At 68.3% G+C, this 26,315-nt stretch carries 32 protein-coding genes and 1 rRNA gene; 11 read left to right on the forward strand and 22 right to left on the reverse strand.

Annotated features, from left to right (window positions below; translation table 11 throughout):
* A 16S ribosomal RNA gene (locus FHS98_RS13795) occupies positions 1-332 on the reverse strand; the annotation flags it as partial.
* A 487-nt stretch (positions 333-819) separates the two neighbouring features.
* On the opposite strand from FHS98_RS13795, the gene FHS98_RS13800 reads away from it, so the two are divergent.
* Positions 820-2,265 (forward strand): lipopolysaccharide biosynthesis protein, encoded by a 1,446-nt coding sequence (locus FHS98_RS13800; protein ID WP_167106126.1) that lies wholly within the window; start codon positions 820-822, stop codon positions 2,263-2,265.
* A gap of 19 nt (positions 2,266-2,284) precedes the next feature.
* Here the strand turns inward: FHS98_RS13800 and FHS98_RS13805 are convergent, their stop codons facing one another.
* The gene (locus FHS98_RS13805) at positions 2,285-2,713 is read right to left on the reverse strand and encodes a CBS domain-containing protein (protein WP_167106129.1); all 429 of its coding nucleotides are present in this window, start codon (positions 2,711-2,713) and stop codon (positions 2,285-2,287) included.
* 70 nt (positions 2,714-2,783) lie between these two features.
* Between FHS98_RS13805 and FHS98_RS13810 the strand changes: the two genes are divergently transcribed.
* A complete protein-coding gene (locus FHS98_RS13810; protein ID WP_167106132.1) occupies positions 2,784-3,083 on the forward strand; it encodes a hypothetical protein in 300 nt (99 codons plus the stop codon).
* A gap of 70 nt (positions 3,084-3,153) precedes the next feature.
* Here the strand turns inward: FHS98_RS13810 and FHS98_RS13815 are convergent, their stop codons facing one another.
* The 4 genes from FHS98_RS13815 to hisS form a co-directional block, all read right to left on the reverse strand.
* Positions 3,154-3,903: a DUF4167 domain-containing protein gene (locus FHS98_RS13815; RefSeq protein ID WP_167106135.1), complete on the reverse strand. Its 750-nt coding sequence runs from the start codon at positions 3,901-3,903 to the stop codon at positions 3,154-3,156.
* A 296-nt stretch (positions 3,904-4,199) separates the two neighbouring features.
* Entirely contained in the window at positions 4,200-5,024 is an 825-nt protein-coding gene (prmC, locus tag FHS98_RS13820; RefSeq protein WP_167106138.1) for a peptide chain release factor N(5)-glutamine methyltransferase, read from the reverse strand.
* Positions 5,014-6,093, reverse strand: coding sequence for a peptide chain release factor 1 (gene prfA / locus FHS98_RS13825; RefSeq protein ID WP_167106141.1), 1,080 nt, complete (start codon positions 6,091-6,093; stop codon positions 5,014-5,016). The genes prmC and prfA overlap by 11 nt, the downstream gene beginning before the upstream one ends.
* Positions 6,093-7,352, reverse strand: coding sequence for a histidine--tRNA ligase (gene hisS / locus FHS98_RS13830; RefSeq protein ID WP_167106144.1), 1,260 nt, complete (start codon positions 7,350-7,352; stop codon positions 6,093-6,095). Before hisS ends, prfA begins: the two co-directional genes overlap by 1 nt.
* Positions 7,353-7,454: 102 nt before the next feature.
* On the opposite strand from hisS, the gene ppa reads away from it, so the two are divergent.
* Complete coding sequence (gene ppa, locus FHS98_RS13835) at positions 7,455-8,024, forward strand: inorganic diphosphatase (protein WP_167106147.1); 570 nt, start codon at positions 7,455-7,457, stop codon at positions 8,022-8,024.
* 187 nt (positions 8,025-8,211) lie between these two features.
* Positions 8,212-10,152, forward strand: a complete 1,941-nt coding sequence (locus FHS98_RS13840) for a M61 family metallopeptidase (RefSeq protein ID WP_167106150.1) — start codon at positions 8,212-8,214, stop codon at positions 10,150-10,152.
* A gap of 45 nt (positions 10,153-10,197) precedes the next feature.
* On the opposite strand, the gene FHS98_RS13845 is transcribed toward FHS98_RS13840, so the two are convergent.
* Positions 10,198-10,515: a DMT family transporter gene (locus FHS98_RS13845; RefSeq protein WP_167106153.1), complete on the reverse strand. Its 318-nt coding sequence runs from the start codon at positions 10,513-10,515 to the stop codon at positions 10,198-10,200.
* Positions 10,516-10,583: 68 nt separating this feature from the next.
* Here FHS98_RS13845 and FHS98_RS13850 point away from each other — a divergent pair, with 68 nt between their 5' ends.
* Positions 10,584-11,249: a DUF1345 domain-containing protein gene (locus tag FHS98_RS13850; RefSeq protein ID WP_167106156.1), complete on the forward strand. Its 666-nt coding sequence runs from the start codon at positions 10,584-10,586 to the stop codon at positions 11,247-11,249.
* On the opposite strand, the gene FHS98_RS13855 is transcribed toward FHS98_RS13850, so the two are convergent.
* Both FHS98_RS13855 and ispG read right to left on the reverse strand, forming a co-directional pair.
* Positions 11,246-11,731, reverse strand: coding sequence for a GNAT family N-acetyltransferase (locus FHS98_RS13855; RefSeq protein ID WP_341786070.1), 486 nt, complete (start codon positions 11,729-11,731; stop codon positions 11,246-11,248). The genes FHS98_RS13850 and FHS98_RS13855 overlap by 4 nt on opposite strands.
* A 37-nt stretch (positions 11,732-11,768) precedes the next feature.
* Positions 11,769-12,896: a flavodoxin-dependent (E)-4-hydroxy-3-methylbut-2-enyl-diphosphate synthase gene (gene ispG, locus FHS98_RS13860; RefSeq protein ID WP_019834522.1), complete on the reverse strand. Its 1,128-nt coding sequence runs from the start codon at positions 12,894-12,896 to the stop codon at positions 11,769-11,771.
* Between the two features lie 87 nt (positions 12,897-12,983).
* Between ispG and FHS98_RS13865 the strand changes: the two genes are divergently transcribed.
* Together FHS98_RS13865 and FHS98_RS13870 are read left to right on the forward strand one after the other, a co-directional pair.
* Positions 12,984-13,901 carry an isoaspartyl peptidase/L-asparaginase gene (locus tag FHS98_RS13865; RefSeq protein ID WP_167106159.1) on the forward strand — a complete coding sequence of 306 codons (918 nt, stop codon included), beginning with the start codon at positions 12,984-12,986 and terminating at the stop codon, positions 13,899-13,901.
* A gap of 154 nt (positions 13,902-14,055) precedes the next feature.
* Entirely contained in the window at positions 14,056-14,949 is an 894-nt protein-coding gene (locus FHS98_RS13870; protein ID WP_167106774.1) for a S1/P1 nuclease, read from the forward strand.
* Positions 14,950-15,022: 73 nt separating this feature from the next.
* Here the strand turns inward: FHS98_RS13870 and pal are convergent, their stop codons facing one another.
* From pal to FHS98_RS13900, 6 genes are all read right to left on the reverse strand, one after another.
* Positions 15,023-15,544, reverse strand: coding sequence for a peptidoglycan-associated lipoprotein Pal (gene pal / locus FHS98_RS13875; protein ID WP_167106162.1), 522 nt, complete (start codon positions 15,542-15,544; stop codon positions 15,023-15,025).
* Positions 15,545-15,631: 87 nt separating this feature from the next.
* Positions 15,632-16,969, reverse strand: coding sequence for a Tol-Pal system beta propeller repeat protein TolB (gene tolB, locus FHS98_RS13880; protein ID WP_425057349.1), 1,338 nt, complete (start codon positions 16,967-16,969; stop codon positions 15,632-15,634).
* A gap of 53 nt (positions 16,970-17,022) precedes the next feature.
* Complete coding sequence (locus FHS98_RS13885; RefSeq protein WP_167106168.1) at positions 17,023-17,907, reverse strand: TonB C-terminal domain-containing protein; 885 nt, start codon at positions 17,905-17,907, stop codon at positions 17,023-17,025.
* A 3-nt stretch (positions 17,908-17,910) separates the two neighbouring features.
* Positions 17,911-18,357: a protein TolR gene (gene tolR, locus FHS98_RS13890; protein ID WP_167106171.1), complete on the reverse strand. Its 447-nt coding sequence runs from the start codon at positions 18,355-18,357 to the stop codon at positions 17,911-17,913.
* Positions 18,357-19,046 carry a protein TolQ gene (gene tolQ, locus FHS98_RS13895; RefSeq protein ID WP_167106174.1) on the reverse strand — a complete coding sequence of 230 codons (690 nt, stop codon included), beginning with the start codon at positions 19,044-19,046 and terminating at the stop codon, positions 18,357-18,359. The genes tolR and tolQ overlap by 1 nt, the downstream gene beginning before the upstream one ends.
* Positions 19,043-19,507, reverse strand: a complete 465-nt coding sequence (locus tag FHS98_RS13900) for a YbgC/FadM family acyl-CoA thioesterase (RefSeq protein ID WP_167106778.1) — start codon at positions 19,505-19,507, stop codon at positions 19,043-19,045. The genes tolQ and FHS98_RS13900 overlap by 4 nt, the downstream gene beginning before the upstream one ends.
* Positions 19,508-19,611: 104 nt before the next feature.
* Here FHS98_RS13900 and FHS98_RS13905 point away from each other — a divergent pair, with 104 nt between their 5' ends.
* The 3 genes from FHS98_RS13905 to FHS98_RS13915 are packed head-to-tail and all read left to right on the forward strand — an operon-like array spanning position 19,612 to position 20,534.
* On the forward strand, positions 19,612-20,034 hold the full coding sequence (locus FHS98_RS13905; protein WP_167106177.1) for a hypothetical protein: 423 nt from the start codon (positions 19,612-19,614) through the stop codon (positions 20,032-20,034).
* Entirely contained in the window at positions 20,027-20,233 is a 207-nt protein-coding gene (locus FHS98_RS13910; protein WP_167106180.1) for a helix-turn-helix transcriptional regulator, read from the forward strand. The genes FHS98_RS13905 and FHS98_RS13910 overlap by 8 nt, the downstream gene beginning before the upstream one ends.
* A gap of 1 nt (position 20,234) precedes the next feature.
* Positions 20,235-20,534, forward strand: a complete 300-nt coding sequence (locus FHS98_RS13915) for a hypothetical protein (RefSeq protein ID WP_167106183.1) — start codon at positions 20,235-20,237, stop codon at positions 20,532-20,534.
* On the opposite strand, the gene ruvB is transcribed toward FHS98_RS13915, so the two are convergent.
* The 7 genes from ruvB to FHS98_RS13950 form a co-directional block, all read right to left on the reverse strand.
* The gene (gene ruvB / locus FHS98_RS13920) at positions 20,531-21,553 is read right to left on the reverse strand and encodes a Holliday junction branch migration DNA helicase RuvB (RefSeq protein ID WP_167106186.1); all 1,023 of its coding nucleotides are present in this window, start codon (positions 21,551-21,553) and stop codon (positions 20,531-20,533) included. The genes FHS98_RS13915 and ruvB overlap by 4 nt on opposite strands.
* A gap of 44 nt (positions 21,554-21,597) precedes the next feature.
* Positions 21,598-22,086 (reverse strand): homogentisate 1,2-dioxygenase, encoded by a 489-nt coding sequence (locus FHS98_RS13925; protein WP_167106189.1) that lies wholly within the window; start codon positions 22,084-22,086, stop codon positions 21,598-21,600.
* A 63-nt stretch (positions 22,087-22,149) separates the two neighbouring features.
* Positions 22,150-22,749, reverse strand: a complete 600-nt coding sequence (gene ruvA, locus FHS98_RS13930; protein ID WP_167106781.1) for a Holliday junction branch migration protein RuvA — start codon at positions 22,747-22,749, stop codon at positions 22,150-22,152.
* A gap of 16 nt (positions 22,750-22,765) precedes the next feature.
* Complete coding sequence (ruvC, locus tag FHS98_RS13935) at positions 22,766-23,263, reverse strand: crossover junction endodeoxyribonuclease RuvC (RefSeq protein WP_167106193.1); 498 nt, start codon at positions 23,261-23,263, stop codon at positions 22,766-22,768.
* 10 nt (positions 23,264-23,273) lie between these two features.
* Entirely contained in the window at positions 23,274-24,017 is a 744-nt protein-coding gene (locus FHS98_RS13940; protein ID WP_167106196.1) for a YebC/PmpR family DNA-binding transcriptional regulator, read from the reverse strand.
* Positions 24,018-24,144: 127 nt separating this feature from the next.
* Positions 24,145-24,387, reverse strand: coding sequence for a DUF2312 domain-containing protein (locus tag FHS98_RS13945; RefSeq protein ID WP_019834504.1), 243 nt, complete (start codon positions 24,385-24,387; stop codon positions 24,145-24,147).
* A gap of 55 nt (positions 24,388-24,442) precedes the next feature.
* Entirely contained in the window at positions 24,443-24,748 is a 306-nt protein-coding gene (locus FHS98_RS13950; protein ID WP_167106199.1) for a DUF1244 domain-containing protein, read from the reverse strand.
* 84 nt (positions 24,749-24,832) lie between these two features.
* On the opposite strand from FHS98_RS13950, the gene pyk reads away from it, so the two are divergent.
* Positions 24,833-26,305 carry a pyruvate kinase gene (gene pyk / locus FHS98_RS13955; protein ID WP_167106202.1) on the forward strand — a complete coding sequence of 491 codons (1,473 nt, stop codon included), beginning with the start codon at positions 24,833-24,835 and terminating at the stop codon, positions 26,303-26,305.
* The last annotated feature ends 10 nt before the right edge of the window (positions 26,306-26,315 follow it).

The raw sequence follows: 26,315 nt of genomic DNA on the forward strand, positions 1-26,315 counted from the left end.
TTCCCCACTGCTGCCTCCCGTAGGAGTCTGGGCCGTGTCTCAGTCCCAGTGTGGCTGATCATCCTCTCAGACCAGCTATGGATCGTCGCCTTGGTGGGCCTTTACCCCACCAACTAGCTAATCCAACGCGGGCTCATCTCAGGGCGATAAATCTTTGGTCCGAAGACATCATACGGTATTAGCTCAAATTTCTCTGAGTTATTCCGTACCCCAAGGCAGATTCCCACGCGTTACGCACCCGTGCGCCACTATGCCCGAAAGCATCGTTCGACTTGCATGTGTTAGGCATGCCGCCAGCGTTCGTTCTGAGCCAGAATCAAACTCTCATGTTCATGTCCATCACCACCGCAACGGGAAAACGTCACGGCAATAACAGCATCTCCAGGAGCCGTTCCTGCACAATATACAAGTGTGTATGCATATCGAGACAGTGAACGACTTAAGCTTTACCGATACTTCGCGACCTAGAGGTTCGCAAAGACCGGAGCCGCCGCCCACATGTCCCTTCATCCAACCAACAATGAGAAAGATACCGCCGACGCCAATCTCCCCCTCCCTCTGCAGAGAAGGGCAAACCAGGCATCAATGTCGCGGTAAACCGCGCCGCACCAAGTGGCGAAGCGCCGTTGACGAGGCGCTGTCTATGCCCACTCATCGCTGGCGTCAACACCATTTTGCAAAATTGTTTCGGTACGCTTGCAACACCGCGAAAACCGGCGATTCTTTAACGCCTGCACGGCACAAGCAGCCGGTTCGAGGTGGGGGAATCGAGTGCCTGCGATTCGTGAGGATGAGGAACGGACGGGATCGGATGCGGGAATGGCCGCCCGCATCCGCAGCGCGGTGCTCTGGCGCTCCGGCAGCCAGATCATCGGCCAGCTCGTGATGTGGAGCTCGACCTTCCTCGTGCTCCGCCTGCTCACGCCCGCGGACTATGGCCTGTTCGCGATGACGCAGTTCGTCCTCGCTCTCGCCCAGCTCATGAACGGCTTCAGCTTCGCCGCCTCGCTGGTGCAGAGCGAAAGGCTCGACGAGGAGCGCGTGGGCCAGGTGTTCGGCGTGCTGATCCTGATGAACGGATCGATCGCGGCCGCGCAGTTCCTCGCCGCCCCGCTGGCTGCCGACTATTTCCATCAGCCCATGCTGGTGGCGCTGCTGCGCGTGCAGAGCCTGCTGCACATCACGACGCCGTTCATCATCATGCCGCAGGCGCTGCTCAGCCGGAATATCGATTTCCGCACGCAGGGGCGCGCCAATCTGCTGGCGGCACTGGCGGGGGCGATCACCGCGCCGGCCTGCGCGCTGGCGGGGCTCGGCGTGTGGACGCTGGTGCTGGCGCCGCTCGCGCTCTTCACCACGCGGGCGCTGCTGCTCGGCATTCTCGGACGTTGGTGGGTATGGCCCCGCTTCAGCCTCTCGGGCGCGGGCGCGACGCTCGGCTATGGCGGCACCGTGCTGGTGAGCGACATCCTGTGGTTCGTGCAGAACCAGGCCGACGTCTTCATCGCCGGGCGCCGCTTCGACGCCCATATGCTCGGGCTCTATTCCGAGGGGCTTTTCCTCACCCAGATCCTCGTCAACAAATTCGTGCCCGCGCTGAACGACGTCGCCTTCCCCGCTTATGCGCGGATGCAGGCGGACAAGGGCGCGGTCGCGTGGAGCTTCTCCCGCGCGCTCGGGCTCATCATGCTGGTGGCGCTGCCCTGCTATGTCGGGCTGGCCGCCACCGCCGAGCCCCTGGTGCTGACTGCGATGGGGCCGCGATGGGCCGAGGTGGTGCCGCTGGTGCGGCTGCTCGCCTTCGCCATGCCGTTCGTGACGCTGCACATCCTCTATCCGCCGGCCACCAATGCGCTGGGCAAGCCGCGCATCGGGGCGATCTCGTCAGGCGCGGGCGCGCTGTTGCTGCCAGCCGCCTTCGCGGTCGGCGTGTATTACGGGCCACTCGGCATGGCGGCGGCCTGGGTGGTGGCGACGCCGCTGCTGGTGCTGGTGTCGAGCAGCCTGTCGCTGCCCGTGATCGGGCTGAGCTGGCGGCGGCTCGGCGGCGCGATCTGGCCGCCTCTGGTCGCGGCCCTGGGCATGGGGCTGGTGGTGACCGGCGTGGACCGGCTGCTGCCGGCGATGGCGCCGCCCATGCGGCTGGCGATCCTCGTTCCGGCCGGCGTGGCGGCCTATGCGGCGCTCATTCTGCTCGTCGCCCGGTCCCTCGTGACGCAGGCGCTCGCCATGGTGCGCGGCCGGAGCCAGCCGGCGGCCGCCTGACGGCCGCCGACCCGCGCGCTCAATTCCCCGCGATGTAGAGGCGCATCGCCTCGGCTTCCGCCTCGATCCGGTCGATGCGCTGCTTCACGAGATCGCCGATCGACACGAAGCCGACCATCGCCCCATCCTCCACCACCGGCAGATGGCGGATGCGCCGCTGCGTCATCAGCGCGAGGGCGGACAGAATCCGCGCGCTGCGCTCGACCGTGAGCGCGGGGGCCGTCATCACCTCGCCGACCTTGCGATCCAGCGTGGCCGGCCCTTCCGCGCCCAGCCTGTAGATCACGTCGCGTTCGGAGAAGATTCCGAGGACACGCCCGCCCTGAATCACGGGCACCGCACCGATACGCCGTTCCGCGAGCAGCTTCACGACCGCGCTCACCGGCATGTCTGGATCGACGGAGATCACCTCCCCGTTCCTCGATTGGAGAATCGCAGCGATCGTCATGCCGGCCTCCTCTTTTTAGGCCGGGCTGGACCGCTCCGGCCGGGTTGATGATTCCATGACCGGAGGCCAAATGGAAGCCATGCCGAAACCCGACCCAACGCCGCGGCGCCGGATCGCCAATCCCCATGCCTGGGCTCGCTATTGGCGGATCATGCGGTGGATGACGCTGCTCGCGCTGGCCTGCGTGGCGGTGGCGCTGATCTACTTCAAGACCGGCGAATCGCCCGTGCCGGTGCATATGGTGATCGCCACCTCGCTGGGCGTGTTCCTGACCGTGATGGTCGGCACCGGGCTGATGAGCCTCGCCTTCCTGTCCTCGGGGACAGGCCATGACGAGGATGCGGCCGACCCGTTCGACAAGCGGCACTGAACCCCGAAAAGGAAAGGGCGCCATCCCAGCGGAACGGCGCCCTTCCTGTTTCCGTCAGACCGGTGGCGGATCAGGCCGCGACCGGGCTGTCCTCGTTCGGCGTCGCGACGCGGCGGGTGCGACGACGGCGCGGCGCGGGCTCGTCACCGGCATCGCCTTCGGCCGGAGCGGCGGCATGGCCGTTGGCGCCCTCATCGTCCGACGAACCGAAGGCCGGCGGCAGACGGTCGATCTCGATGCGCTGCGGAGCGCCCTCGGCCTGCGCCTCACCCTCGGCACGACGCGGGCGGCGGCCACGGCGCGGACGGCGATCGCCCTCGTCCTCGCTCACCTCCTCGCGGGGAGCCTCGGCCTCGGCGGCCACCGGCTCGCGCTCGCGGCGGCGCGGTTCGCGATCCTGGCGATCCTGGCCCTGACGCTCCTGACGGCGCGGCTCACGCTCCTCGCGGCGGGGCTGCTCGGACTCGGCCGCTTCCTCGCCGCCCTCGCCCTCGTCGCCGCCTTCCTCGAACTCGTCATTCTCGAAGCGCGGGCGGCGCTGCTGGTTCTGGTGCGGGTTCTGATCCTCGAACCGGGCGCGATTCTCGTTGAGGACGCGGAAATAATGGTCCGCGAACTGGAGATAATATTCGGTCATCACGCGATCGCCCTGAGTCTGGGCGTCCCGCGCGAGATTGCGATATTTCTCATGCAGTTGGGCCGCGTTGCCGCGCGCCCGGTTGTCGATCCGGTTGCCTCGATCGGAGCCATTACCGCCGGGGCCTCGCACCTGCGCGCCGCCGCGGCCACGGCGACGGCCGTTCTGCCGATTGTTGATCAACGTTTCCGAGTCCTCGTTCCTGGTGGTCCTAGTCACCACTCCCGCCGGTCGCGTCCGGCATTCGCCCGGCCCTCCCGGACGATTCGCAGGCGCCGTCCATGATCTGCGCGCCGGCCTCGAGCATGTGGAAGATCACATGCTCCATTCCGCGTCGCTGCCCCGCCATGCGGAGCGGCAGGCCATCGGTTTCGGCATGGGGCCGCAGCGTTCGAACACGATGTTCCGATGCTGAGTGGCCCCCGTTCCTGCTCCTCATGTAGTGTGCCGCAACCGCAAAACCAAGTGGAATATGCGCTTCAATGCGTCGCAATGATGCAACGGTCCCGCCCGGCAAGATCGGAGCGGACCCGCGTGGCAAGCCCTTCGGCCGCGACCAGTGCCGAGACGGCAGCCCCCTGCGTCGCGCCGATCTCGATGCAGGCGGCCCCGCCCGGCGCGAGCTGCGCGCGAAGCAGCGGGGCAATGGCGCGATAATCGTCGAGCCCGTCGGCGCCCGCGAACAACGCCGAGTGCGGCTCATGCTCGATCACGTCGCGGGGAAGGAGCTCGTCTGTCCCGATATAAGGCGGGTTGCAGAGGATGAGGTCGAACGCCTCGCCGGTGCCGGCCCAGCCGCCCTCGATCATCCGCGCACGTCCCGCCATGTCGAGCGCCTCGGCATTGGCCGACGCGATGGCGAGCGCCGCCGAAGATCGATCGATGCCGACGCCCGACGCCTCCGGCCATTCGGCGAGCGCGGCGAGCAGCAGCGCCCCCGATCCCGTGCCGAGATCGAGCACGCGCTTCGGCCCCGCCGTACCGCGGAAATGATCGACCGCCGCCTCGATCAGCGTCTCGCTGTCGGGGCGCGGGATCAGCACGCCGGGCGCCACCGCGAGGTCGATCGTCCAGAAGGCGCGTGTGCCCGTGATATAAGCGAGCGGCTCGCCGCCCACGCGCCGTTCCAGCAATGCCACGAAACCTTCGGGCGCCGGCCGGTCGAGCCCGCCGAGCAGCAGCGCCTCGCGGCTCACGCCCAGCGCGTGCGCCATCAGCAGCTCGGCGTCGAGGCGCGGCGTCTCCGAGCGATCGGCGAGGCGGGCGGCAGCCTCCGCCAGCGCCGCCCGCACGTCAGGCGGCATCGTCGAGCGCGGCGAGGCGGCTCGCCTCATCCTCCGCGATCAGCGCGCCGAGCAGCTCGTCCATCTGGCCTTCGAGGATTTCGGGCAGGCGATGGAGCGTCAGGTTGATGCGGTGGTCGGTCACGCGCCCCTGCGGGAAGTTGTAGGTGCGGATGCGCTCCGAACGATCGCCCGAGCCGACCATCGACTTGCGCGCGCCCGCCCGCGCCGAGGCCAGCCGCTCGCGCTCCAGCTCATAGAGGCGCGCGCGCAGCACCTTCATGGCCTTCGCCTTGTTCTTGTGCTGCGATTTCTCGTCCTGCTGGCTGACGACGAGGCCGGTCGGCAGGTGGGTGATGCGCACCGCCGAGTCCGTGGTGTTGACCGACTGGCCACCGGGGCCGGACGAGCGGAACACGTCGATGCGCAGATCCTTCTCGTCGATCTTCACGTCGACTTCCTCCGCCTCGGGCAGCACGGCCACCGTCGCCGCCGAGGTGTGGATGCGCCCGCCGCTCTCGGTGACGGGCACGCGCTGGACACGATGGACGCCGCTCTCGAACTTGAGCTTGGCGAACACGCCCTGCCCGGTGACGCTGGCGACCACTTCCTTGAAGCCGCCCATCTCGGCCGCGCTCGCCGACATCAGCTCGACGCGCCAGCCCTGCGTATCGGCATAGCGCTGGTACATGCGGAACAGGTCGCCCGCGAACAAGGCCGCCTCGTCGCCGCCGGTGCCGGCGCGGATTTCGAGGATGGCCGAGCGTTCGTCCGCCGCGTCCTTGGGGAGCAGGCTGATCGCGAGGTGCCGCTCCGCATCGGGCAGGCGGGTGCGGAGCAGTTCCATCTCCTCGGCCGCCATGGCACGGATGTCGGCGTCAGGATCTTCCGCCATGTTGCCGAGCACGCCCAGCTCCGCGCGCAGCCGGCGAACCTCGGCGGCGGCGACGGCCACCGGCTCAAGCTCGGCATAATCGCGCGAGAGGCGGACGAACTGGTCGGCCGGCAGATCGGCGCGCGCCATCGCCGACTGAAGCTCATGGTGCCGCGCCTCGATCGCGGCGATGCGCTCGGACGTGATCGAAACCATCAGGCGGCGGTCTCCACCCCGATCCAGGCAGCGATGCGATCGAGCGGCACGGCGGCCTGCTCGCCGGTCGCGAGCCGCTTCACCGAGGCCTCGCCGCGCGCCAGTTCATCCTCGCCGAGAATGACCGCGAAGCGCGCGCCGGCCGCATCGGCCTTCTGCATCCGCTTCTTCATATTGCCCTTGTATGCCATGTCGCAGGCGACGCCGGCGCGGCGCAGCGTGGCGATCACGCCGCCCGCCGCCGCCTCGGCCGCGGCGCCCATCGGCACCACGGCGACATCGATGGTCGGCTTCGCCGGCTCGTCGATCAACATCCCGAGCCGCTCGATGCCCGCCGCCCAGCCGACCGCCGGGGTAGCCGGGCCGCCGAGCGATTCGATCAGGCCATCATAGCGGCCGCCGGCCAGCACCGTGCCCTGCGCGCCGAGCCGATCGGTGACGAACTCGAAAGCGGTGTGGCGATAATAATCGAGTCCGCGCACCAGCCGAGCATTGCGCGTCCAGGCGACGCCCGCCGCGTCGAGCCCCTTGGTGACGGCCTCGAAGAAGGCACCCGCCTCGCTCGACATATGCGCGTCGATGCCCGGCGCCGCGTCCGCGATCGGGCGGTCGCGCGGGTCTTTGGAATCGAGGATGCGCAGCGGATTCTTGTCGAGGCGGACGAGGCTGTCCTCGGAAAGCTCACCCCGATGCGCCTCGAAATGCGCGACCAGCGCCGCCCGCCACGCATCGCGCGTCTCGGCGTCGCCCAGCGTGTTGAGCTGGAGCGTCACGCCGTCGGCGATGCCCAGCTCACGGAGAAGCTGGTCGGCCATCACCAGCAGCTCGACATCCGCCTGCGGCTCGGCCGCGCCGATGATCTCGGCGTCGATCTGGTGGAACTGGCGATAACGGCCCTTTTGCGGGCGCTCGTAACGGAACACGGGGCCATGCGTCGCGAGCTTCAGCGGCACGAACTGCTGCCAGCCCTCGGTGAGATAGGCACGGCTCAGGCCCGCCGTGAACTCCGGGCGCAGCGTCAGCGAATCCCCGCCGCGATCCTCGAACGTGTACATCTCCTTGGAGACCACATCGGTGGTCTCGCCGATCGAGCGGGCGAACACGGCCGTCGCCTCGAAGATCGGGATTTCGACGCGCTGGAAGCCGTACAGACCCCGCACCCGGTCGAAGGCCGAGACCACGGCATGATGGCGGCGCGCGGCCTCCCCGAAGAGATCCTGGGTGCCACGAATGCGCTGGGGAGTGTCGGATCGGCTCATGGGGGCCGGTCCCTAATGGAAAACAGGCCATCCGAAAATATACTTCGCACGCGCACAAGGCGGCTTGAGGCATAATCGCGCGGGGGCTATTTCGCAGCCGCTATGAACATCGATCTCATCCCCGTTGGCGCGAACCCGCCGCACGAGCTTAACGTCATCATCGAGGTGCCCGTCGGCGGCGAGCCGGTGAAGTACGAGTTCGACAAGAAGTCGGGCGCGCTCTTCGTCGATCGCATCCTGCACACGCCGATGCGCTATCCCGCCAACTACGGCTTCGTGCCGCACACGCTGTCGCCGGACGGCGATCCGCTCGATGCGCTGGTCATCGCGCGCTCGCCCTTCGTGCCGGGCAGCGTGGTGCGCGTCCGCCCGATCGCGGTGCTGCGCCTGGAAGACGAGGCCGGCGGCGACGAAAAGCTCATCACCGTCCCCGACAACAAGACCTTCCCTTATTACAACGAAGTCGGCGAGAAGGGCGATCTGCCCGAGATCGTGATGCAGCAGATCGAGCATTTCTTCACCCACTACAAGGATCTGGAAAAACAGAAGTGGGTGCGCATCGGCACCTGGGGCGATGCCGAGGAAGCGCGCCAGATCATCATCGAGGCGATCGAGGCCGCCAAGAAGGCCAAGGAAGAGACCGGCGACGACGCGGGCGCCAAGCACCTCTGATCCGATCGTCCGATCGACGCACACAGGGCGGGCCGGGGCGCGGACAGCGCTTCCGGCCCGCTTTTCGTTGGGGCGCCGGCAATCGGACAGTCGTGAAATATCTGAAATATTCTTGCGCCGTCTGGACCTTTTCATCCGGGCGCGGCATCGCTCTGCGGCAGATTTCTGACAGGGAGTTTCCCGTTCGATGACCAAGTTCGCCCGCGCGCTCGCCGGCGCCGCACCGATCGCGCTGTTCCTCGGCCTCGCCCCGGCCCACGCCGTGCAGCCCGCCACCAACAGCTTTCCGCAGCCGATCGCGATCAACGACACGATCCCCGCGCCCAAGGATGTTCCCTATCCCGGCGGCACGATCAAGCTCGCGGTCGACGCCACCGACGTGACGCGTGGCATCTTCACGGTGAAGGAAGTCATTCCCGTGGCGGAAGCCGGCAAGCAGACCCTGCTCTTCCCCAAATGGCTGCCCGGCAACCACAGCCCGACCGGCCAGATCTCCAAGATCGCGGGCCTCGTCATCACCGCCGACGGCAAGACCCTGCCCTGGGTGCGCGACACCATCGACGTGTACGCCTTCCACATCGACGTTCCGGCGGGCGCCAGGGAAATCACCGCCAGCTTCCAGTATCTCTCGCCGACCACCGGCAATCAGGGCCGCATCGTCGCGACGCCCGACATGCTGAGCCTCCAGTGGGATTGCGTCGCGCTCTATCCGGCCGGCTATTTCGTCCGCCAGATCCCGTTCGAGGCGAGCGTCGCCTATCCGAAGGGCTGGAAGTCCGCGACCGCGCTGGCGCCGGGCCTGTCGGGCGACACCGTCACCTATCCGGTGGTGGATTTCGAGACGCTGGTCGATTCGCCCGCGATCGCCGGCCGCAACATGGTGAGCCACGAGCTGGCGCCGGGGGTGAAGCTCGACATCGCCGCCGACCGCCCCGACCAGCTCAAGGCCACGCCCGAGCAGCTCGCCGCGCACAAGCGCCTGGTCGATCAGGCCGTGAAGCTGTTCGGCGCGCAGCATTACGACCATTACGATTTCCTGTTCACGCTCTCCGACAATCTCGGCGGCGAGGGCCTGGAACACCATCGCTCGTCCGAGGACGGCACCGACGCCGACTATTTCACCGATTGGGATTCGAGCGTCGCCGCCCGCAACCTGCTGCCACACGAGTTCACGCATAGCTGGAACGGCAAGTATCGCCGCCCGGCCGACCTGTGGACGCCCGACTATCGCACGCCGATGCAGGACACGCTGCTCTGGGTCTATGAGGGCCAGACCCAATATTGGGGCTACATCCTCCAGGCGCGCTCGGGCCTCGCCACCAAGCAGGAGACGCTCGACGCCCTCGCCTCGACGGCGGCCTATTACCAGAACACCCCCGCCAAGGCGTGGCGCACGGTCGAGGACACCACCAACGATCCGAGCATCTCGCAGCGCCGCCCCAAGGCCTGGACCAGCTATCAATGGTCCGAGGATTATTATGAGGCCGGCAAGCTGGTGTGGCTCGATGCCGACCAGCTCATCCGCGAGAAGACCGGCGGCAAGAAGTCGCTCGACGATTTCGCCCGCACCTTCTTCGGCATGAGGGATCGCGACTGGGGCGTGCTGACCTATCGCTTCGACGATGTCGTCGCGGCGTTGAACTCGGTCATGCCCTATGACTGGGCGACCTTCCTCAACGAGCGCATCAATGCCGTGAAGCCCGAGGCGACGCTCGGCTGGATCGCGCGCGGCGGCTACAGGCTCGACTATCAGGATACGCCGACCGGCTATTGGAAATCCCGCGAAAAGGAGCGCGGGGTTTCCGACTACAGCTATTCGATCGGCCTCACGCTCGGCAAGGACGGGGCGATCAGCAGCGTGTTCTGGGGGAGCCCGGCGTTCAAGGCGGGCATCACCACGGGCTCCAAGCTCGTCGCCGTCGATGGCCGCGCCTATGACAAGGATCTGCTCAAGAGCGTCATTACCGCGGCCAAGGGCGGCACCCAGCCGATCCATCTGCTGGTCAAGCAGGGCTCGGAATATCGCGACGCCGTCGTCCAGTGGAACGGCGGCCTGCGCTATCCGACGCTGGTGAAGGTGGCGAAGGGCGAGGCCGGCCTCGACAAGCTGCTCGAACCGAAGAAGTAAGCGCGACGGAGGCCCCTCCCGCGCGGATCGCGGGAGGGGCTTTCCTCAATGGCTCACCAGCTTGAGCCCGGCGATGCAGCCGACAAGCCCGACGATCAGCAGCAACCGCGCCGCGCCCAGCGGCTCCTCGAAGAAGAGGATGCCCACCGCCACCGTGCCGAGCGCGCCGATGCCGCCCCACACCGCATAGGCCGTCCCCATCGGGATCGAGCGCGAGGCCAGCTCCAGCAGCCCCATGCTGAGCGTCACCGAGGCGAGGAAGCCCAGCGTCCAGCCGACATTGCGGAAGCCGTCGACGAAGCGCAGGCAGGTGGTGAAGCCCACCTCCCCCAATCCGCCCAGCAGCAGCCAGATCCACGCCATTTCGCTTGCCCTTCCGGTTTGAGCATATTTCGCGCGCCTTTCCGGTTCGGCGCGCTATCCTCCGCCTCATGGCCATGAAGCTCGATCTCGGCAACCGCGTCGCGCCGGTGCGCTTTCTCGTCTTCCTCCTCCTGCTGGCGGCGGGCATCCCGCTGCTGGGGAGCACGATCGGCTGGCGGCACGGCACGATGCTCGCCTTCGATTGCGCCGCGGCGGTGTTCCTGCTCTCGCTCTGGCGCTTGCTCCAGACGCCGCACGCCGACGAGATGCGTGTCCATGCCGCGCACAACGACGCCAACCGCGCGCTGCTGCTGACGATCAGCGTCGCGGTCTCGCTGGTGGTGCTGGTGGCGGTGTTTTCCGAACTGCTGGAGAAGGCCGCGCCCCGGCCCGCGGCGGTGGCGCTCATCATCGCCACCCTGTCGCTGGCGTGGCTCTTCTCGAACATGGTCTATGCGCTGCATTATGCGCATGTCTTCTACGTCCAGTCCGATACCGACGAGGACGGCACCAGGGAGGACAGCGGTGGGCTGGATTTCCCGGAGACCAAAGAGCCCAATTATTGGGACTTCATCTATTTCAGCTTCACGCTGGGGATGACCTTCCAGACATCCGACACCGCGCTCACCACCACGCAGATGCGCCGGATCACGACGCTCCACTGCCTCGCGGCGTTCGTGTTCAATCTCGGCGTGCTGGCCTTCACGATCAACGTGCTGGGCGGCGGAAGCTAGGCGTCCCCTGCCGCGAGCCGGGCGATGCCGTCCGCCTCCAGCCGCCACGGCTGCCAGCCTTCGGAGCGGCGCGCGCCGATGCGGCGGTAGAAGCGCATCGCCTCCTCGTTCCAGTCGAGCACCGCCCAGTCCATCCGCGCGCAGCCCCGCGCCCTCGCTTCCCGCGCCAGCGCCGTCATCAGCGCGCGGGCGACGCCGGAACGACGCTCGGACGGATCGACGAACAGGTCTTCCAGATAGAGGCCGGGCTTCCCCGTCCAGGTGGAGTAATTGAGGAACCAGAGCGCAAGGCCCACGGCCCGCCCATCCCGCTCGGCGAGATGCGCGTGGACATGGGCGCTGTCCGCGAACAGTGCGCGGCCGATCATCGCCTCCGTCGCATCGACGGCATCGGGCTCGCGCTCGAAGGCGGCGAGCGCGCGGATCATGCGGAGGATTTCCGCCTCGTCGCCGGGGCGGGCGGTGCGGACGGTGACGCTCACGCCATCACCGCCGCCACCAACGATCCGGCAGGCGCGCTCACTCGGCCGCCTGCACCTCGGCCGCCGCCTTCGCCGCCTCCATCTCGGCCGCCTTGGCCTCGACCAGCTTCACGACATGATCGACCATCGCATCATCGTCGATCGTGTGATCGGTGACGCCCGACAGATAGATCATATGCTTGCCGTTGCCGCCGCCGGTGACGCCGATGTCGGTCTCGCGCGCTTCGCCGGGGCCGTTCACCACGCAGCCCAGCACCGAGAGCGAGAGCGGGGTCGAGATATGCTTGAGGCGATCCTCCAGCTTCTCGACGGTGCGGATCACATCGAAGCCCTGCCGCGCGCAGGACGGGCAGGAGACGACGCGCACGCCGCGGGTGCGGATGCCGAGCGCCTTCAGGATCTCGTAGCCGACGCGGACCTCTTCCTCGGGCTCGGCCGAGAGCGAGACGCGGATCGTGTCGCCGATGCCGAACCACAGCAGCGAGCCGATGCCGATCGCGCTCTTCACGGTGCCGGCGATGAGCCCGCCGGCCTCGGTGATGCCGAGATGCAGCGGGCAGTCCACCACCTCGGCGAGCTGCTGATAAGCGGCCACCGCGAGGAACTGGTCCGACGCCTTCACCGCCACCTTATATTCGTGGAAGTCGGCGTCCTGGAGCAGCTTGATATGATCGAGCGCGGATTCGACCAGCGCCTCGGGGCAAGGCTCGCCGTACTTCTCCAGCAGATCCTTTTCGAGGGAGCCGCCGTTCACGCCGATGCGGATCGCGCAGCCATTGGCCTTGGCCGCGTTCACCACCTCCTGCACGCGCGCGGCCGAGCCGATATTGCCCGGATTGATGCGCAGGCAGGCCGCCCCCGCATCCGCCGCCTCAAGCGCGCGCTTATAGTGGAAGTGGATGTCCGCGACGATCGGCACGCGGGCGGCGCGCACGATCTGCTTGAGCGCGACGGTCGATTCCTCGTCGGGGCAGGAGACGCGGATGATGTCGACGCCCGCTTCCTCGCAACGGCGGATCTGGTCGATCGTGCCCTTCACATCGGTGGTGAGCGTGTTGGTCATCGTCTGCACGGTGACGGGCGCGTCGCCGCCGACGGGGACGTTGCCCACCATGATCTGACGGGATTGGCGGCGCGTGATGTCGCGCCACGGACGAATGGACATGGGAAGCCTTCGCGATTGTGGTCGAGAGCCTCTATAGGCGCTGCGGCGCAGGATGATAAGCGCCAGCACATGAAGAAGGAGCAATGCGTGGGCTGGACCCTGATGATTCATGGCGGAGCGGGCTCGATGCGTCCGGGCGTGCTGACCGATGCCGAGGATCAGGGCGCGCGCGAAGGCCTTACGGCGGCGCTCGAAGCGGGAGCTGCGATTCTCCGCGACGGCGGCGATGCGGTCGATGCCGTGGAAGCGGCGGTGCGCGTGCTGGAGGATGATCCGCATTTCAACGCGGGGCGCGGCTCGGTCTACACCTGGGAGGGCCGCATCGAGTGCGACGCCGCGATCATGGACGGCCGGGGCCGCGAGGCCGGCGCCATCGCCGGCGTCACCGCGACGCGCCACCCGGTCAGCCTCGCCCGCGCGGTGATGACGGAAAGCCCGCATGTGCTGCTGTCGTCCGCCGGGGCCGATGCCTTCTCCGCCCATGTCGGGCAGGAGCAGGCGACGCAGGACTGGTTCGCCACCCCCGAACGCCGCCGCCAGCTCGACGAGATCAAGGCCCATCCCGACATGCCGTTCGATTCGGCGATGAAGTATGGCACCGTCGGCGCGGTCGCGGTGGACGAGGCCGGCCATGTCGCTGCCGCCACCTCGACCGGCGGGCTCACCGCCAAGCGCTGGGGCCGAATCGGCGATTCGCCGCTGATCGGCGCGGGCACCTATGCCGACGACCGGGCTGCCGCCATCTCCTGCACCGGCTCGGGCGAGCATTATATCCGCCTCGGCCTCGCCCATGAGCTGTGCGCCCGCCTGCGGCTGACCGACGCGGGGCTCGACGCCACCGCCGATGCGATGGTGGAGGAACTCACCGCGCTCGGCGGCAAGGGCGGCTTCATCACCGTGACGCCCCAGGGCGAGGCGCGCTGGGCGTTCAACACGCCGGGCATGTATCGCGGCGTGGTCGGCCGGGATCGCCCGCTCAAGGTCGCGATCTACGGCGAGGATTGAAGCGTCATGTTGCGATCCGGCAATCTTGCCGAGAGACTGGGCCGCTAATGCCCGTTCCCGGTCGCTCCCCGGCGGAAATGGCATCCGGTCTTCGCGCTGCTGGCGGGCCGCTGCCTTCGCCAGGGGGCGGCAACCCTCCTGCCCCGAGACGATGATGAACCGCCTCCAACTCCTGCTCGCCGCGATCGTGGCGCTCCTGCTTCCGCTGTCGCCCGCCGCCGCCTGGTGGGAATATGGCCATGAGACGGTCGCCCGCATCGCCTATCTGGAGGTGAACCCGCAGACCCGCGCCGGCATCGACGCGCTGCTTCGCCAGTCGAAGCTGCTCGACACGCCGACCTGCCCCGCGAAGACGATCGCGGAGGCCTCGGTCTGGCCCGATTGCGTGAAGACGCTCGGCGACCGCTTCAGCTACGCGTACAACTGGCACTTCGTCGACATCGACGTGTGCAGGCCCTTCGATCCCAAAGGGCCGTGCGCCGGCGGCAACTGCGTGATCTCCCAGATCGAGCGCAACCAGCGGCTGCTGGCGGACAGGCACCTCAACCCGCGCGAGCGGCTGATGGCACTGATCTTCCTGGTCCACTTCGTCGGCGATCTGCACCAGCCGCTCCATGCGGCCGAGCGCGACGGCGATCAGGGCGGCAACAAGGTCCGCGCGCATTATGGCGTGATGGCCGGGCGGACCAACCTCCACTCCATCTGGGACGGCCTGCTCGCCGACCGCGCCATCTCGACGCCGCCGGGCGATGCGAAGGGCCTGCTGGCCGGCACCACGCCCGCCAGCCGCGCCGCGATGCAGACCGGCACCGTCACCGACTGGGCGAAGGAGAGCTGGGCGCTGGCTCGCGACACCGTCTACCCCACCGCCACCCACGCCCCCGCCTGCCCGCCGACCAGGCCCGCCGACGCGGGGCTCGACGAAGCGGCGATCCAGCAGCTCATTCCCGTGCTGCGTCAGCAGGTTCTGCGTGGCGGGCTGCGGCTTGCGAAGATGCTGGACGACGCCTTCGCCGGCCATGTCCCGCCCCGTCCGAAATATGGCTGAGGCCCGCTCGACGAAAAAGGGGCCGGCCCTTCGGCCAGCCCCTTTCCCCATGCCCCGTTGGTGAGCGTTCCGCTTATTGCGGCACGACCGTGACGGCGCGACGGTTCTGCGCCCAGGCGCTCTCGTCCGAACCGGTCGCGACCGGGCGTTCCTTGCCGTAGCTGATCGTGTTGATGCGATCGGCCGACACGCCCTGGCTCACCAGGAAGTTCTTGGCGGCGGTGGCGCGACGATCGCCGAGCGCGATGTTGTACTCGCGCGTGCCGCGCTCGTCGCAATGGCCTTCGAGCGTCACGCGGACGGCGGGATGCGCCACCAGCCACTTGGCCTGCGCGGTCAGGATGCCCTGCGCCTCGCTGTCGACGTCCGACTTGTCGGTGCCGAAGTGGACGGTGTCGGTGCCGACCTGCTGGAGGAAGTCAGCGCGCGAACCCGGGATGATCGAGCTGCCGACGGGGGCCTGCGTGCCCGTGTCCGTTTCCGGCGCGGTCGAGGCGGGCGGGGGCGGCGGCAGTTCGGCCGGCTTCTTCTTGGCGCAACCCGCCAGCGCCACCATCGCGGCAACGGTCAATACCGTGGCAGTCTTCACAGTCATCTTGGAGTCTCCTTGGTTTTCAATGGCGGCCCCCTATGCCCTTTCAGGCTTAGGATGGTTTCGGCGATGGTCAAGCCCGGCCCATCGTTACGGCAACAACGGTGACCAGGCCGGATCGGACCCATCGAGGGGGGTGGGAATTTTCCGTTCGTTGACGCCGGTCAGGTCCACGGACCAGAGATCGGCGCGGCCCGAACCCTGCGCGGTGCGGAAAAACATGATGACGCGGCCGTTGGGCGACCAGCTCGGCCCCTCGTCCTGCCAGCCGTGCGTCAGGATCTTCTCGCCATTGCCGTCGGGCGACATCACGCCCACCGAGAAGCCGCCGCCAAGCTTGGTGAAGGCGATGAGATCGCCGCGCGGGCTCCATACCGGGGTGGCATAGCGGCCCGATCCGAAGCTGATGCGATGCTGGCCCGAACCGTCGGCGTTCATGACGTAGATCTGCTGCGTGCCGGAGCGATCGCTCTCGAACACGATCTTGCTGCCGTCCGGCGAATAGCAGGGCGCGGTGTTGATGCCGGGCGCGTTGGTGAGCCGCGTCGGCGAGCCGCCGCTGGCCGAGACGCGATAGATCTGCGTGTTGCCGCCGACCGAGAGCGAATAGATGATCGAGCGCCCGTCCGGCGAATAACGCGGGGAAAGCGTCATGTTCGGCGAATCGACCACCAGCCTCTGCTGGCCGGTGCTGAGGTTGTAGGTGTAGATGCGCGGCCGGTTGCCCGTGTAGGACATGTAGACGATCGACTGCTGGTTCGGCGAATAGCGCGGCGTCAGCACGATCGACTGGCCGTTGGTCAGGAAGTGGTGGTTGGCGCCATCCTGATCCATGATCGCCAGCCGCTTGGTCCGGTGATTCTTGGGGCCGGTCTCGGAGACGTAAGCCACGCGGCTGTCGAAATAGGGGCCTTCGCCGGTCAGCCGCGTATAGACCGTGTCGGCGCATTTGTGCGCGGCGCGGCGCCACTGGGCGGGCGAGACGACGAAGCCCTGCCGGGTCAGTTCCTGCTTCTGATAGACGTCGTAGAGATAGCAGCCGACCGTCAGCGTGCCGTCGCCATTGGCCTGCACGAAGCCCTGCACCAGCGCCGACGCGCCGGTGGTGGTCCAGTAGTTATAGTCGGGCGCCGTCACCTGCGGATAGGCCACCGCATGATCGCCCGACACCGGCTTGAACAGGCCCGAACCCTTGAGGTCGTTGGTGACGATCTGCGCCACCTGACGGCCGAGCGCGTCGGTCTGGCCGGCGGGCGTCTTGGCGGAGGCCGGCGTCGGCATCGCGGGGATCGCGATCGGCATCGGCTGCGAGATGCCGCCCGTCACGTCGACGATCAGGCGCTGGCCAGGCTGCGGCCCCGCGCCGGGCGCGGCCTGCGTGGCGGGCACCTGCGCCAGCGCCGCGCTCGACAGCAACAGCGCCGGCATCGCGGCGATCATGCGACGGACCATCATGCTCATCTCCCTCCTGCCGGCGCCCGTCATGGACGGAACCGGAACCCGAAATCGTCCCAGCCGCCCTGATACATTTCGGGCGGCAGCTTGAATGGCGCACAACGCAGCACGGCGCGGCGGGCCGCATCGGCCATCTGCCGGGCATAGGCCTGGTTCTGCCCGTTGACGCCACTCTGCTCGCCGATCTCGACCGATGCGACCGAGCCGTCACGGTTCATGCGCAGATTGAGCACGGTCGCGATCTGCCCCGCGTCGGCGCCACCGGCCGGCGGATTGTAGCAGGGCTTCACCTGCTGGAGCAGCAGCGCCGCCAGCCCGGCCATCGACTGCGCCGACACCGCCGCCGCGCGCGGCGCGGTCGCCTTGCCCGGCGCCTTGTCGGGCGACAGGCCCTTCAGGAAATCGGCGCCGAGGCGCGAACCCTTGGGCTTGGCCTTGCCCGGCGTATCCTTGGGCAGATCCTTCAGGAAATCGGCGGAAAGGCCCGCCTTCCTCGGCGGCTGCTTCTGGGGTGTCGGCTTGGCCGGCTTCTCCGGCGCCGGCTTCGGCTTGGGTTCGGGCTTGGCCGGCGCCGGCTTCGGCTTGGGCTCCGGCTTCACCTCGGGTTTGGGTTCGGGTTTGGGCGGCGGCGGGGTCGGCCGGGGCTCGGCCTTGGGGGCCGGCGCGGGTGGCGGCGGCGCGGCCTCCTCGGGCGGCCCCTGCTCCGGCGCGACCGACGGAGCCGGCGCTTCCTGCGACACCTTCGGCGCGGCCGACGTCAGCCCGACCTTGTCGACAAGCTGCACGTCCATCGTGTCGGCGACCGGCGGCTTCGGGATGCGCGCCGAGAACAGGCTCAGCGACAGCACCACGAACAGGGCGACATGCCCGGCCGCGGCCACTCCCAGCCCATAGCGTTCGGCCCGTTCCATGGCTCAGCGGCGCTCGTCGGCCGGCGTGGAGACCAGCGCGACCTTGTTGAGGCCGGCGCGATTGAGTTCGCCCATCACCGCCATCACCCGGCCATAGTCGATCCCGCGATCCGCGCGCAGGAATATCTGCTGGGGCTCGCCGCCGACCGGCCCCTGCGCCGCGATCCGGGCGAGCCGGTCGGGCAGCGCCGCGTCGTCCACCTGATCGTCGTCGACGAACACCTGCCCCTGCGCGTCGATCGAGATCTGGATCGGCTTCTTGGGCTGCTCCAGCGCCTTGGCGCGGCTGTCGGGCAGGTGGATCGGCACGCCGGTCATCAGCAGCGGCGCGGTAATCATGAAGATGATGAGCAGCACCAGCATGACGTCGACGAGCGGCGTCACGTTGATCTCCGCCATCGGCGTGCGGCGGCCGCCCCGGCCACCGCTCGGCGTCGGCCCCATCGCCATCAGTCGGCTTCCAGCTCGCGGCTCAGCGTCGCGTGGAAATTGTCGGCGAAGCGGTGGAGGCGCGCCTCCATCTTGTTGATGCCGTGCGACAGGCGATTATAGGCGATGACCGCCGGGATCGCCGCGAACAGGCCGAGCGCGGTGGCGAACAGCGCCTCGGCGATGCCGGGCGCGACGACGCCGAGCGACGTGTTCTGCTGCGCCGCGATCGAAGTGAAGCTGCGCATGATCCCCCACACCGTGCCGAACAGGCCGACGAAGGGCGCCACCGAGCCGATGGTGGCAAGGATGTTCAGCCGATCCGACAGGCGATCCACCTCGACGCCGGTCGCCGCCCCCATGGTGGTGGCGAGGCGCGCGCGCGTGCCGTCCCGGTCGATCTTCTTGCCCGCGGTCGAGCGGCGCCACTCGTTCACGCCCGCCGCCAGCACCCTGGCGAGAGGCAGATCGTCGCTGCGATGCACGGTGTAGAAATTGTCGATATCCTGCGAGGCCCAGAAATCCCGCTCGAACTTCGCGTTCTTCGCGCTGATGCGCTTCAGCCGGACGCCATGGCCGACGATGATCCCCCAGGTCCACACCGAGGCGCAGAGCAGGCCGATCATCACGACCTTCACCACGATATCGGCCTGGAGGAAGAGGGCGAGCGGCGACATCGTCGCGGCGTCGGTCGCCAGGTGCGGAATCATGATGCTACTTCATCCCCTTTGAGGCGGCGGAATATGTCGAGCCAGGCGTCCGGCTGCCGCCTCGGCCTTCCTTCCGGCGAAAGGAACGCCGCGGTGACCTCCGCGTCGGTGAGCAACACATGCCCACGCATGACTCTCTGATGAATGACGCAGGAAGCGGCCTTCGTATCCATCACCCGGCTGACGACGAGCAGGTCGTCATCCAGACGCGCCGGGCGCCGATATCGGATAGCGAGATCGGCGATCGCGTAAACGCCCAGGCCCTCCTCATATGCGCCACGCTGGTCGATCCCTGCGGCGCGCAGCATGTCGGAGCGGGCACGCTCCAGATAGCGCAGATAATTGGCATGATAGACGACGCCCGAAAAATCCGTGTCCTCGAAATAGACGCGCAGGGGAAAGCGATGCTCGCTCCCCACGAAGCGCCCGTTCGCCGGCAGATCGGTGGCGTGGTTTACCATGAGAGCGGGGTCTAACGCTTCGCCATGCCCGCGCAACCCCGCCCGCTTGACGAGCATGATACCCATAGGTTACAAATCACCTATAGGTTACATGAGAGGCGAGCATGTCCGATGCCGACAAGGCCGAACGCCTGAGCCGCAAGCGCACCATCCTCTTCTACCTGTCCGCCGGGCTGTTCATCCTCGTGTCGCTGATGGATTTCCCGGCGCGGCGCTCCTGGTCCTTCACGGCGATCTGGGTGCTGTGGGCGACGCTGCTGCTGCTCAACCTCGCCGGCGTCGGCGGCTGGCTGGTGCCGCGCGGCACGCGGCGGCTGATGGAGGACGAGGGCACCCGCGCCAACCGCGCCCGGAGCCTGTCGATCGGCTTCTTCGCGGCGCTCGCCTCCGCGCTGATCCTGTCGCTGCTGGTGCGCATGGTGGCGATCGACGTGCAGACCGCCCTCCTCTCGATCGTGACCGCCGGCATCTCGGCGGCGCTGATTGCCTTCGCCGCGCTGGAACGGACGTCGATGCACGATGGCTGAAGGCCTGAGCAACCGCCTGCGCGAGGAGCGCGCCCGGCGCGGCTGGACGCAGGCCGAGCTGGCCGAGCGCGCGGGCGTCAGCCGCAAGACGATCAACACGGTGGAAAATGGCGTGTTCGTCCCCTCCACCATCCTCGCGCTGCGCCTCGCCCGCGTGCTAGGCCAGTCGGTGGAGGCGCTGTTCGCGTTGGAGGACTGACATGATCGCCTATCTCGGGCTGTTGTTCGCCGGCATGTTGCTCAGCAATGCCCTGCCGCACCTGCTGGCCGGCTTGCAGGGCGAGCGCTTCTACACGCCGTGGGCTCGGCCACGCGGGAACGGGATGTCCTCGCCGCTGGAGAATGTGCTGTGGGGATCGGCCAATCTGTTGCTGTCCGCCTTCCTGATCGACCGCATCTTCCCGAAGAACATCCCCCACGGCCTCCCGATCCTCGCGGTCGGCTTCGTCGGCACGGGCATAGGGCTGGCGCTGCTCTTCGGCCGGCGGAAGGCGGGTTAGTCGAACAGGCCGTCCTGCGCGCCCGCCGGCATCGGCAGGCCGAGATGGGTCCATGCCCGCCCCGTCAGGCAGCGCCCCCGCGCCGTGCGGGCAAGCAGGCCGAGCTGGATGAGATAGGGCTCGATCACCTCCTCCACCGTGTCGCGCGGTTCGGAAAGGCCGGCGGCCAGCGTCTCGACGCCGACCGGGCCGCCGCGATAGACGTCGGCGATCATCATCAGATAGCGCCGGTCCATCAGGTCGAGGCCGATCGCGTCCACCTCCAGCCGGGTGAGGGCGGCATCCGCCACGCGGGCGTCCACCACCGGATCGCCCGCCATATGCGCGAAGTCCCGCACCCGGCGGAGCAGGCGCCCGGCGATACGCGGCGTGCCCCGCGAGCGGCGCGCGATTTCGGTCGCCCCGTCGCGCGCGAGATCGAGCGCCAGCAGCCGGGCGGCCCGCGAGACGACCAGCTCCAGCTCCTCGACCGTATAGAATTGCAGCCGCACCGGGATGCCGAAGCGATCGCGCAGCGGCGTCGTCAGCAGCCCCTGCCGCGTCGTCGCGCCCACCAGCGTGAAGCGCGGCAGCTCGATACGGACCGAGCGCGCCGACGGCCCTTCGCCGATCATCAGGTCGAGGACGCGATCCTCCATCGCTGGATACAGCACCTCCTCGACGGCGGGCGCGAGGCGGTGGATCTCGTCGATGAAGAGGACGTCGCCCTCCTCCAGATTGGTGAGCAGGGCGGCCAGATCGCCCGACTTGGCGATCACCGGGCCGGAGGTGGCGCGGAAGCCCACGCCCAGCTCGCGCGCGACGATCTGGGCGAGTGTCGTCTTGCCGAGGCCGGGAGGGCCGAAGAACAGAACATGGTCCATCGCCTCGCCGCGCGCCCTGGCGGCGCCGATGAAGACGCGGAGATTCTCGCGCGCCGCCTTCTGGCCGACGAAATCGTCGAGCGTCTTGGGCCGCAGCGCGGCGTCGATATCTTCGGGGCGGCGCTCGGCGGCGAGGAGGCGGTCGGGTTCGCTCATGGTCGATCCGTTCCCTAGCCGTTCCACGCCGGCCGCGCCAGCGCTCAGGGAAGCCGGGTGAGCAGCACCGGGATATGGCCGGCCTTGCTGTCGCTGAGCTGGAGGATGTAATCCCCCGGCGCGAGCGCGAAATCGACCTGCTTGGCGATGCCCGAGCAGGGTTCGCCATGGGCATGGGCGGCGGACGGCAGCGACTTGCCCCGCTGCACCACGTCGATCCACGCCTTGCCGCCGAGCGCGACGCGATAGGTGCCGCTCAGCGCGATATGGAAGACGAGCAGTCCGCCTTCGTCGCCCGCCGCCACCGGCTTGCCGAGCGGCGCGGCGAAGCTCACCCCCTCGGCCGGGGCGAGCGCCGCGATCGCCGGCACCGCGAGCGTCAGCATCGGATTGGGATTGCCGGCGAGCGAATGCGCCGCGGGCAGGTCGGCCGCCCCCCGCCACAGCGTCGGCGCCTCGGGGCAGGCCGGCGTCTGGGCCTGCGCCATGCCCGCCCAGCAGAAGATGGCCAGCATCGGCCCGACGATCCGCATATCAGCCCCCTCTTGTCCGCCGCCGATCTGTAGCCCTGCGAGAGGGATCGCTCAATCGCGCCCTCAAGCCTTGGACGCCTTGCGCAGCGCAAGGCGGACCAGCGCGTCGAGCGTGGCGCCCTCCCCCAGCTCCTCCGCCGCCGCGCCCACCGCCGCAGACGCCTCGGCCGGGCGGAAACCGAGATTGCCGAGCGCGGAGAGCGCGTCGTTGACGGCGCTGCCCTTGGGCGCCGCCGCAACCGTTCCGACCGGGCCGAGCGCGGGACCGGCCTTGTCCTTGAGCTCGGTCACGATCCGCAGCGCCAGCTTCGGCCCGACGCCGTTGGCCCGCGCCACCATCGCCTTGTCGCCCGACGCCACCGCGCGGGAAAGCTCGTCCGGCGCCAGCGTCGAGAGGATGGCGAGCGCCAGCCGCCCGCCCACGCCCTGCACCTGGGTCAGCAGGCGGAACCAGTCGCGCTCGGTGGTCGAGCCGAAGCCGAACAGCGTGATCGCATCCTCGCGCACCTGCATGTCGGTGAGGATCTTCACCTCCGAGCCGACGCCGCCCAGCGCCTGCAAGGTCTTGCCCGAAAGCTGCACGAGATAGCCGACGCCGTTGACGTCGATCACGCCATGGTCGGCCCCTGCCTCGGCGAGCACACCGGTCAGCCGTGCGATCATCATGCCCCCTGTGTCCTCACGAAACGCGGCGCAGCATGGCGCGCTGGCTCGCCACATGATGCGCGTGGGTGATGGCGACGGCGAGCGCGTCGGCGGCGTCCGCGCCGCTGAGCTTCACGCCGGGCAGCAGCCGCGAGACCATCGCCTGCACCTGCTTCTTGTCCGCCCCGCCGGTGCCGACCACCGCCTTCTTGACGATCGAGGGATGATATTCCCCGATCACGATCTCCGCCTGCGCGGCGGCCAGCAGCACGACTCCCCGCGCCTGCCCCAGCTTCAGCGTCGATTGCGCATTGGAGTTGCCGAGCACCTCTTCCACCGCCGCACCTTCGGGCCGGTGGGCGCGGATCACCTCGATCAGCGCGCCATGCAGCAGCGCGAGGCGGCGCGGCAACGGCATCGACACCTCGGTGCGGATCTGCCCGTTGGCGACATGGCTGAGGCGATTGCCGTCGGCGGCGATCACCCCCCAGCCGGTGGTGCCAAGCCCCGGATCGAGCCCGAGGATCAGCACCCCGTCAGCCTCAACCGAGCTTCTCCATGATCTCGTCGGGCACGTCGTAATTGCCCCACACGGTCTGGACGTCGTCATCCTCTTCGAGGGTATCGATCAGCTTCATCAGCAGAGCGGCCTCCTCGACGGTGGTGAGCGTCACCTGGTTCTGCGGGCGCCAGGCGAGCTTCACGCCCTCCGGCTCGCCGAGCACCGCTTCGAGCGCCTTGGCGACCTCGTGGAGCGAATCGGTCGCGGTCCAGATCTCGTGACCCTCGTCGGAGGTGACGTCCTCGGCGCCGGCTTCCAGAGCGGCCTCGAACACCTTCTCGGCATCGCCCGCCTTCTCCGGGTAGGAGATCAGGCCCATGCGGTCGAAACCATGGCTCACCGAGCCGCCCGCGCCGAGATTGCCGCCATTCTTGGAGACGGCGGTGCGCACGTTGGTGGCGGTGCGGTTGCGGTTGTCGGTCAGCGTCTCGATGATGAGCGACACGCCGGCCGGGCCGAAGCCCTCGTAACGGACCTCTTCATAATTGGCGCCGTCGCTGCCCGCCGCCTTATCGATCGAGCGCTTGATATTGTCGTTCGGCATCGACTGCGCGCGGGCCGCGATGATGGCGGAGCGCAGGCGCGCGTTCATCGCCGGATCGGGCAGGCCCATCTTCGCCGCCACCGTGATTTCGCGGCTGAGCTTGGAAAAGAGCGCCGAACGCTTCTTATCCTGCGCGCCCTTGCGATGCATGATGTTCTTGAATTTGGAATGGCCGGCCATCGCCGTGATCGTCCTGCTGCTTGCGAAATGGGAGTGGGCGTCTCTAGGCCTTCCGACGGCCCTTGCGCAATCCCGCCAACAGGAGGGGCGGCCGGCGATCGGCACCTGCCGACCGCCGGCGAGAAGGTCAGTTCAGACCCAGCGCCGCCTTGTAGGTTTCGAGCAGGGCCTCGGCCTCGTCGCGCGCATTCTTCTCCATCTTGCGCAGGCGCACGATGGTCCGCATCGTCTTGGGGTCGTAACCCTGCGACTTGGCTTCGAGATAGACGTCCTTGATGTCGTCCTGCATGCCCTTCTTTTCTTCCTCGAGGCGTTCGATACGCTCGATGAAGAGCCGCAGCTGGTCGGCCGCGACGTTGCCGTCACTCATAGTCCGCTCCCGATTCGGTAGGAACGGGCCGAGATAGAAGAGCCGGCGGTCAGGCTCAAGCGTCCGCGGGCGGGTTCTTCTTCAGGCTCTCGGCCATGCGGGCGAGCTGCGCGGGCGTCGCCTCGCCCTGATGCTCGGCCTTCCACTGCGCGTAGGGCATCCCGTAGACCGCCTCGCGCGCCTCTTCCTTGCCGATCCTTCCGTCCGATGCCTCGGCCGTCCAGTCGCCCAGGCAGTTGCGGCAGAAGCCGGCGAGGCCCATCAAATCGATATTTTCGGCGTCGGAACGATGCCGCAGATGACGCACCAGACGGCGGAAAACGGCGGCTGCGATCGCATCATCGACATCATCAAGCTGCATAGCGCTGTCATTCCCTGGTTGATCTGATGAATGGACGGGCTAATGGGCAAGCCTTCCCGCGCGCACAAGGAGCTTTGTACCCCCATGTCGATCAGCACGAGCGCATTTGCGCCCCGTCGCCGCAAGGTTCGCGTGCTGGCCACATTGGGGCCTGCGAGCCGTTCGCCGGAAATGATCCGCAAGCTCTTCCTCGCCGGCGCCGACGCCTTCCGCGTCAATATGAGCCATGGCGCGCATGAGGACCATGCCCAGTCGATCGCGGCGATCCGCCAGCTTGAGAAGGAACTCAACCGGCCGACCACCATCCTCGCCGATCTTCAGGGGCCGAAACTGCGTGTCGGCACCTTCGCGGACGGCTCGGTGACGCTCCACACCGGCGACGCCTTCCGGCTCGACCGCGACTCGACGCCGGGCGACGCCACCCGCGTCTCGCTCCCCCACCGGGAGATCTTCGAGGCGCTGGAGCCCGGCGCCCGCCTGCTGGTCGACGACGGCAAGCTGGTGCTGCGCGTGCAGACCGCCAGCCTCGACCTGATCGAGACGACCGTCGAGGTCGGCGGCGTGATCTCCAACCGCAAGGGCGTGAACGTGCCCGACGTGGTCGTCCCCCTCCCCGCGCTGACCGACAAGGACCGCAAGGATCTCGCCTTCGCGCTGGAGCAGAATGTCGACTGGATCGCGCTCTCCTTCGTGCAGCGCCCGGATGACGTGGCCGAGGCCCGCCGCCTGATCGGCGGCAAGGCGGCGCTGCTCTCCAAGATCGAGAAGCCGGCCGCGATCGATCGCCTCGACGAGATCATCGAGCTGTCGGACGGCGTGATGGTCGCGCGCGGCGATCTCGGCGTCGAGCTGCCGCCCGAGCAGGTTCCCCCGATCCAGAAGCGCATCGTCGAGACATCGCGCCGCCTCGGCCGCCCGGTGGTGGTGGCGACGCAGATGCTCGAATCGATGATTACCTCGCCCTCGCCGACCCGCGCCGAGGTGTCGGACGTCGCCAACGCCATCTATGACGGCGCCGACGCGATCATGCTCTCGGCCGAATCCGCCGCCGGAAGCTGGCCGGAGGAAGCCGTCGCGATGATGGACCGCATCGCCATCTCGGTGGAATCGGACCCGAACTATCGCGCCCGCATCCACTTCACCCAGATGCGGCCGGACGCCACCACCGCCGACGCGCTGGCCGCCGCCGCCGCCGAGATCGTGGAAACCGTGTCGGCCGCGACGATCATCTGCTTCACCACCTCGGGCTCGACCGCGCGCCGCATCGCGCGCGAGCGGCCGTCGGCGCCGCTGCTGGTGCTGACCCCGGACATCCGCACGGCGCGCCGCACCGGCCTGCTGTGGGGCGCGCACGCGGTCCATACCCGCGACGTCGAGAACTTCGAGGAGATGGTCGCCAAGTCCAAGCGGATGGCGCTGCGCACCCGCGTCGCCGGTGCCGGCGAGGCGGCGGTGCTGATGGCCGGCGTGCCGTTCGGGACGCCGGGCTCGACCAATGTGCTCCACGTCGTCCGCCTCACCGGCGACGAGCTGAAGGGCTATCAGAACGAGGAATGAGCCCCTCCCC

Origin of the sequence: Sphingomonas oligoaromativorans (assembly GCF_011762195.1) — a bacterium.
GTDB lineage: Bacteria > Pseudomonadota > Alphaproteobacteria > Sphingomonadales > Sphingomonadaceae > Solisphingomonas > Solisphingomonas oligoaromativorans.

Bases quoted from the DNA above. Each gene is read 5' to 3' on its own strand.
- FHS98_RS13800 (WP_167106126.1), top strand. From the start codon at position 820: ATGGCCGCCCGCATCCGCAGCGCGGTGCTCTGGCGCTCCGGCAGCCAG.
- FHS98_RS13805 (WP_167106129.1), bottom strand. From the start codon at position 2,713: ATGACGATCGCTGCGATTCTCCAATCGAGGAACGGGGAGGTGATCTCC.
- FHS98_RS13810 (WP_167106132.1), top strand. From the start codon at position 2,784: ATGGAAGCCATGCCGAAACCCGACCCAACGCCGCGGCGCCGGATCGCC.
- prmC (WP_167106138.1), bottom strand. From the start codon at position 5,024: ATGCCGCCTGACGTGCGGGCGGCGCTGGCGGAGGCTGCCGCCCGCCTC.
- prfA (WP_167106141.1), bottom strand. From the start codon at position 6,093: ATGGTTTCGATCACGTCCGAGCGCATCGCCGCGATCGAGGCGCGGCAC.
- hisS (WP_167106144.1), bottom strand. From the start codon at position 7,352: ATGAGCCGATCCGACACTCCCCAGCGCATTCGTGGCACCCAGGATCTC.
- ppa (WP_167106147.1), top strand. From the start codon at position 7,455: ATGAACATCGATCTCATCCCCGTTGGCGCGAACCCGCCGCACGAGCTT.
- FHS98_RS13840 (WP_167106150.1), top strand. From the start codon at position 8,212: ATGACCAAGTTCGCCCGCGCGCTCGCCGGCGCCGCACCGATCGCGCTG.
- FHS98_RS13845 (WP_167106153.1), bottom strand. From the start codon at position 10,515: ATGGCGTGGATCTGGCTGCTGCTGGGCGGATTGGGGGAGGTGGGCTTC.
- FHS98_RS13850 (WP_167106156.1), top strand. From the start codon at position 10,584: ATGGCCATGAAGCTCGATCTCGGCAACCGCGTCGCGCCGGTGCGCTTT.
- ispG (WP_019834522.1), bottom strand. From the start codon at position 12,896: ATGTCCATTCGTCCGTGGCGCGACATCACGCGCCGCCAATCCCGTCAG.
- FHS98_RS13870 (WP_167106774.1), top strand. From the start codon at position 14,056: ATGAACCGCCTCCAACTCCTGCTCGCCGCGATCGTGGCGCTCCTGCTT.
- pal (WP_167106162.1), bottom strand. From the start codon at position 15,544: ATGACTGTGAAGACTGCCACGGTATTGACCGTTGCCGCGATGGTGGCG.
- tolB (WP_425057349.1), bottom strand. From the start codon at position 16,969: ATGCCGGCGCTGTTGCTGTCGAGCGCGGCGCTGGCGCAGGTGCCCGCC.
- FHS98_RS13885 (WP_167106168.1), bottom strand. From the start codon at position 17,907: ATGGAACGGGCCGAACGCTATGGGCTGGGAGTGGCCGCGGCCGGGCAT.
- tolR (WP_167106171.1), bottom strand. From the start codon at position 18,357: ATGGCGATGGGGCCGACGCCGAGCGGTGGCCGGGGCGGCCGCCGCACG.
- tolQ (WP_167106174.1), bottom strand. From the start codon at position 19,046: ATGATTCCGCACCTGGCGACCGACGCCGCGACGATGTCGCCGCTCGCC.
- FHS98_RS13900 (WP_167106778.1), bottom strand. From the start codon at position 19,507: ATGGTAAACCACGCCACCGATCTGCCGGCGAACGGGCGCTTCGTGGGG.
- FHS98_RS13905 (WP_167106177.1), top strand. From the start codon at position 19,612: ATGTCCGATGCCGACAAGGCCGAACGCCTGAGCCGCAAGCGCACCATC.
- FHS98_RS13910 (WP_167106180.1), top strand. From the start codon at position 20,027: ATGGCTGAAGGCCTGAGCAACCGCCTGCGCGAGGAGCGCGCCCGGCGC.
- FHS98_RS13915 (WP_167106183.1), top strand. From the start codon at position 20,235: ATGATCGCCTATCTCGGGCTGTTGTTCGCCGGCATGTTGCTCAGCAAT.
- ruvB (WP_167106186.1), bottom strand. From the start codon at position 21,553: ATGAGCGAACCCGACCGCCTCCTCGCCGCCGAGCGCCGCCCCGAAGAT.
- FHS98_RS13925 (WP_167106189.1), bottom strand. From the start codon at position 22,086: ATGCGGATCGTCGGGCCGATGCTGGCCATCTTCTGCTGGGCGGGCATG.
- ruvA (WP_167106781.1), bottom strand. From the start codon at position 22,749: ATGATCGCACGGCTGACCGGTGTGCTCGCCGAGGCAGGGGCCGACCAT.
- FHS98_RS13940 (WP_167106196.1), bottom strand. From the start codon at position 24,017: ATGGCCGGCCATTCCAAATTCAAGAACATCATGCATCGCAAGGGCGCG.
- FHS98_RS13945 (WP_019834504.1), bottom strand. From the start codon at position 24,387: ATGAGTGACGGCAACGTCGCGGCCGACCAGCTGCGGCTCTTCATCGAG.
- FHS98_RS13950 (WP_167106199.1), bottom strand. From the start codon at position 24,748: ATGCAGCTTGATGATGTCGATGATGCGATCGCAGCCGCCGTTTTCCGC.
- pyk (WP_167106202.1), top strand. From the start codon at position 24,833: ATGTCGATCAGCACGAGCGCATTTGCGCCCCGTCGCCGCAAGGTTCGC.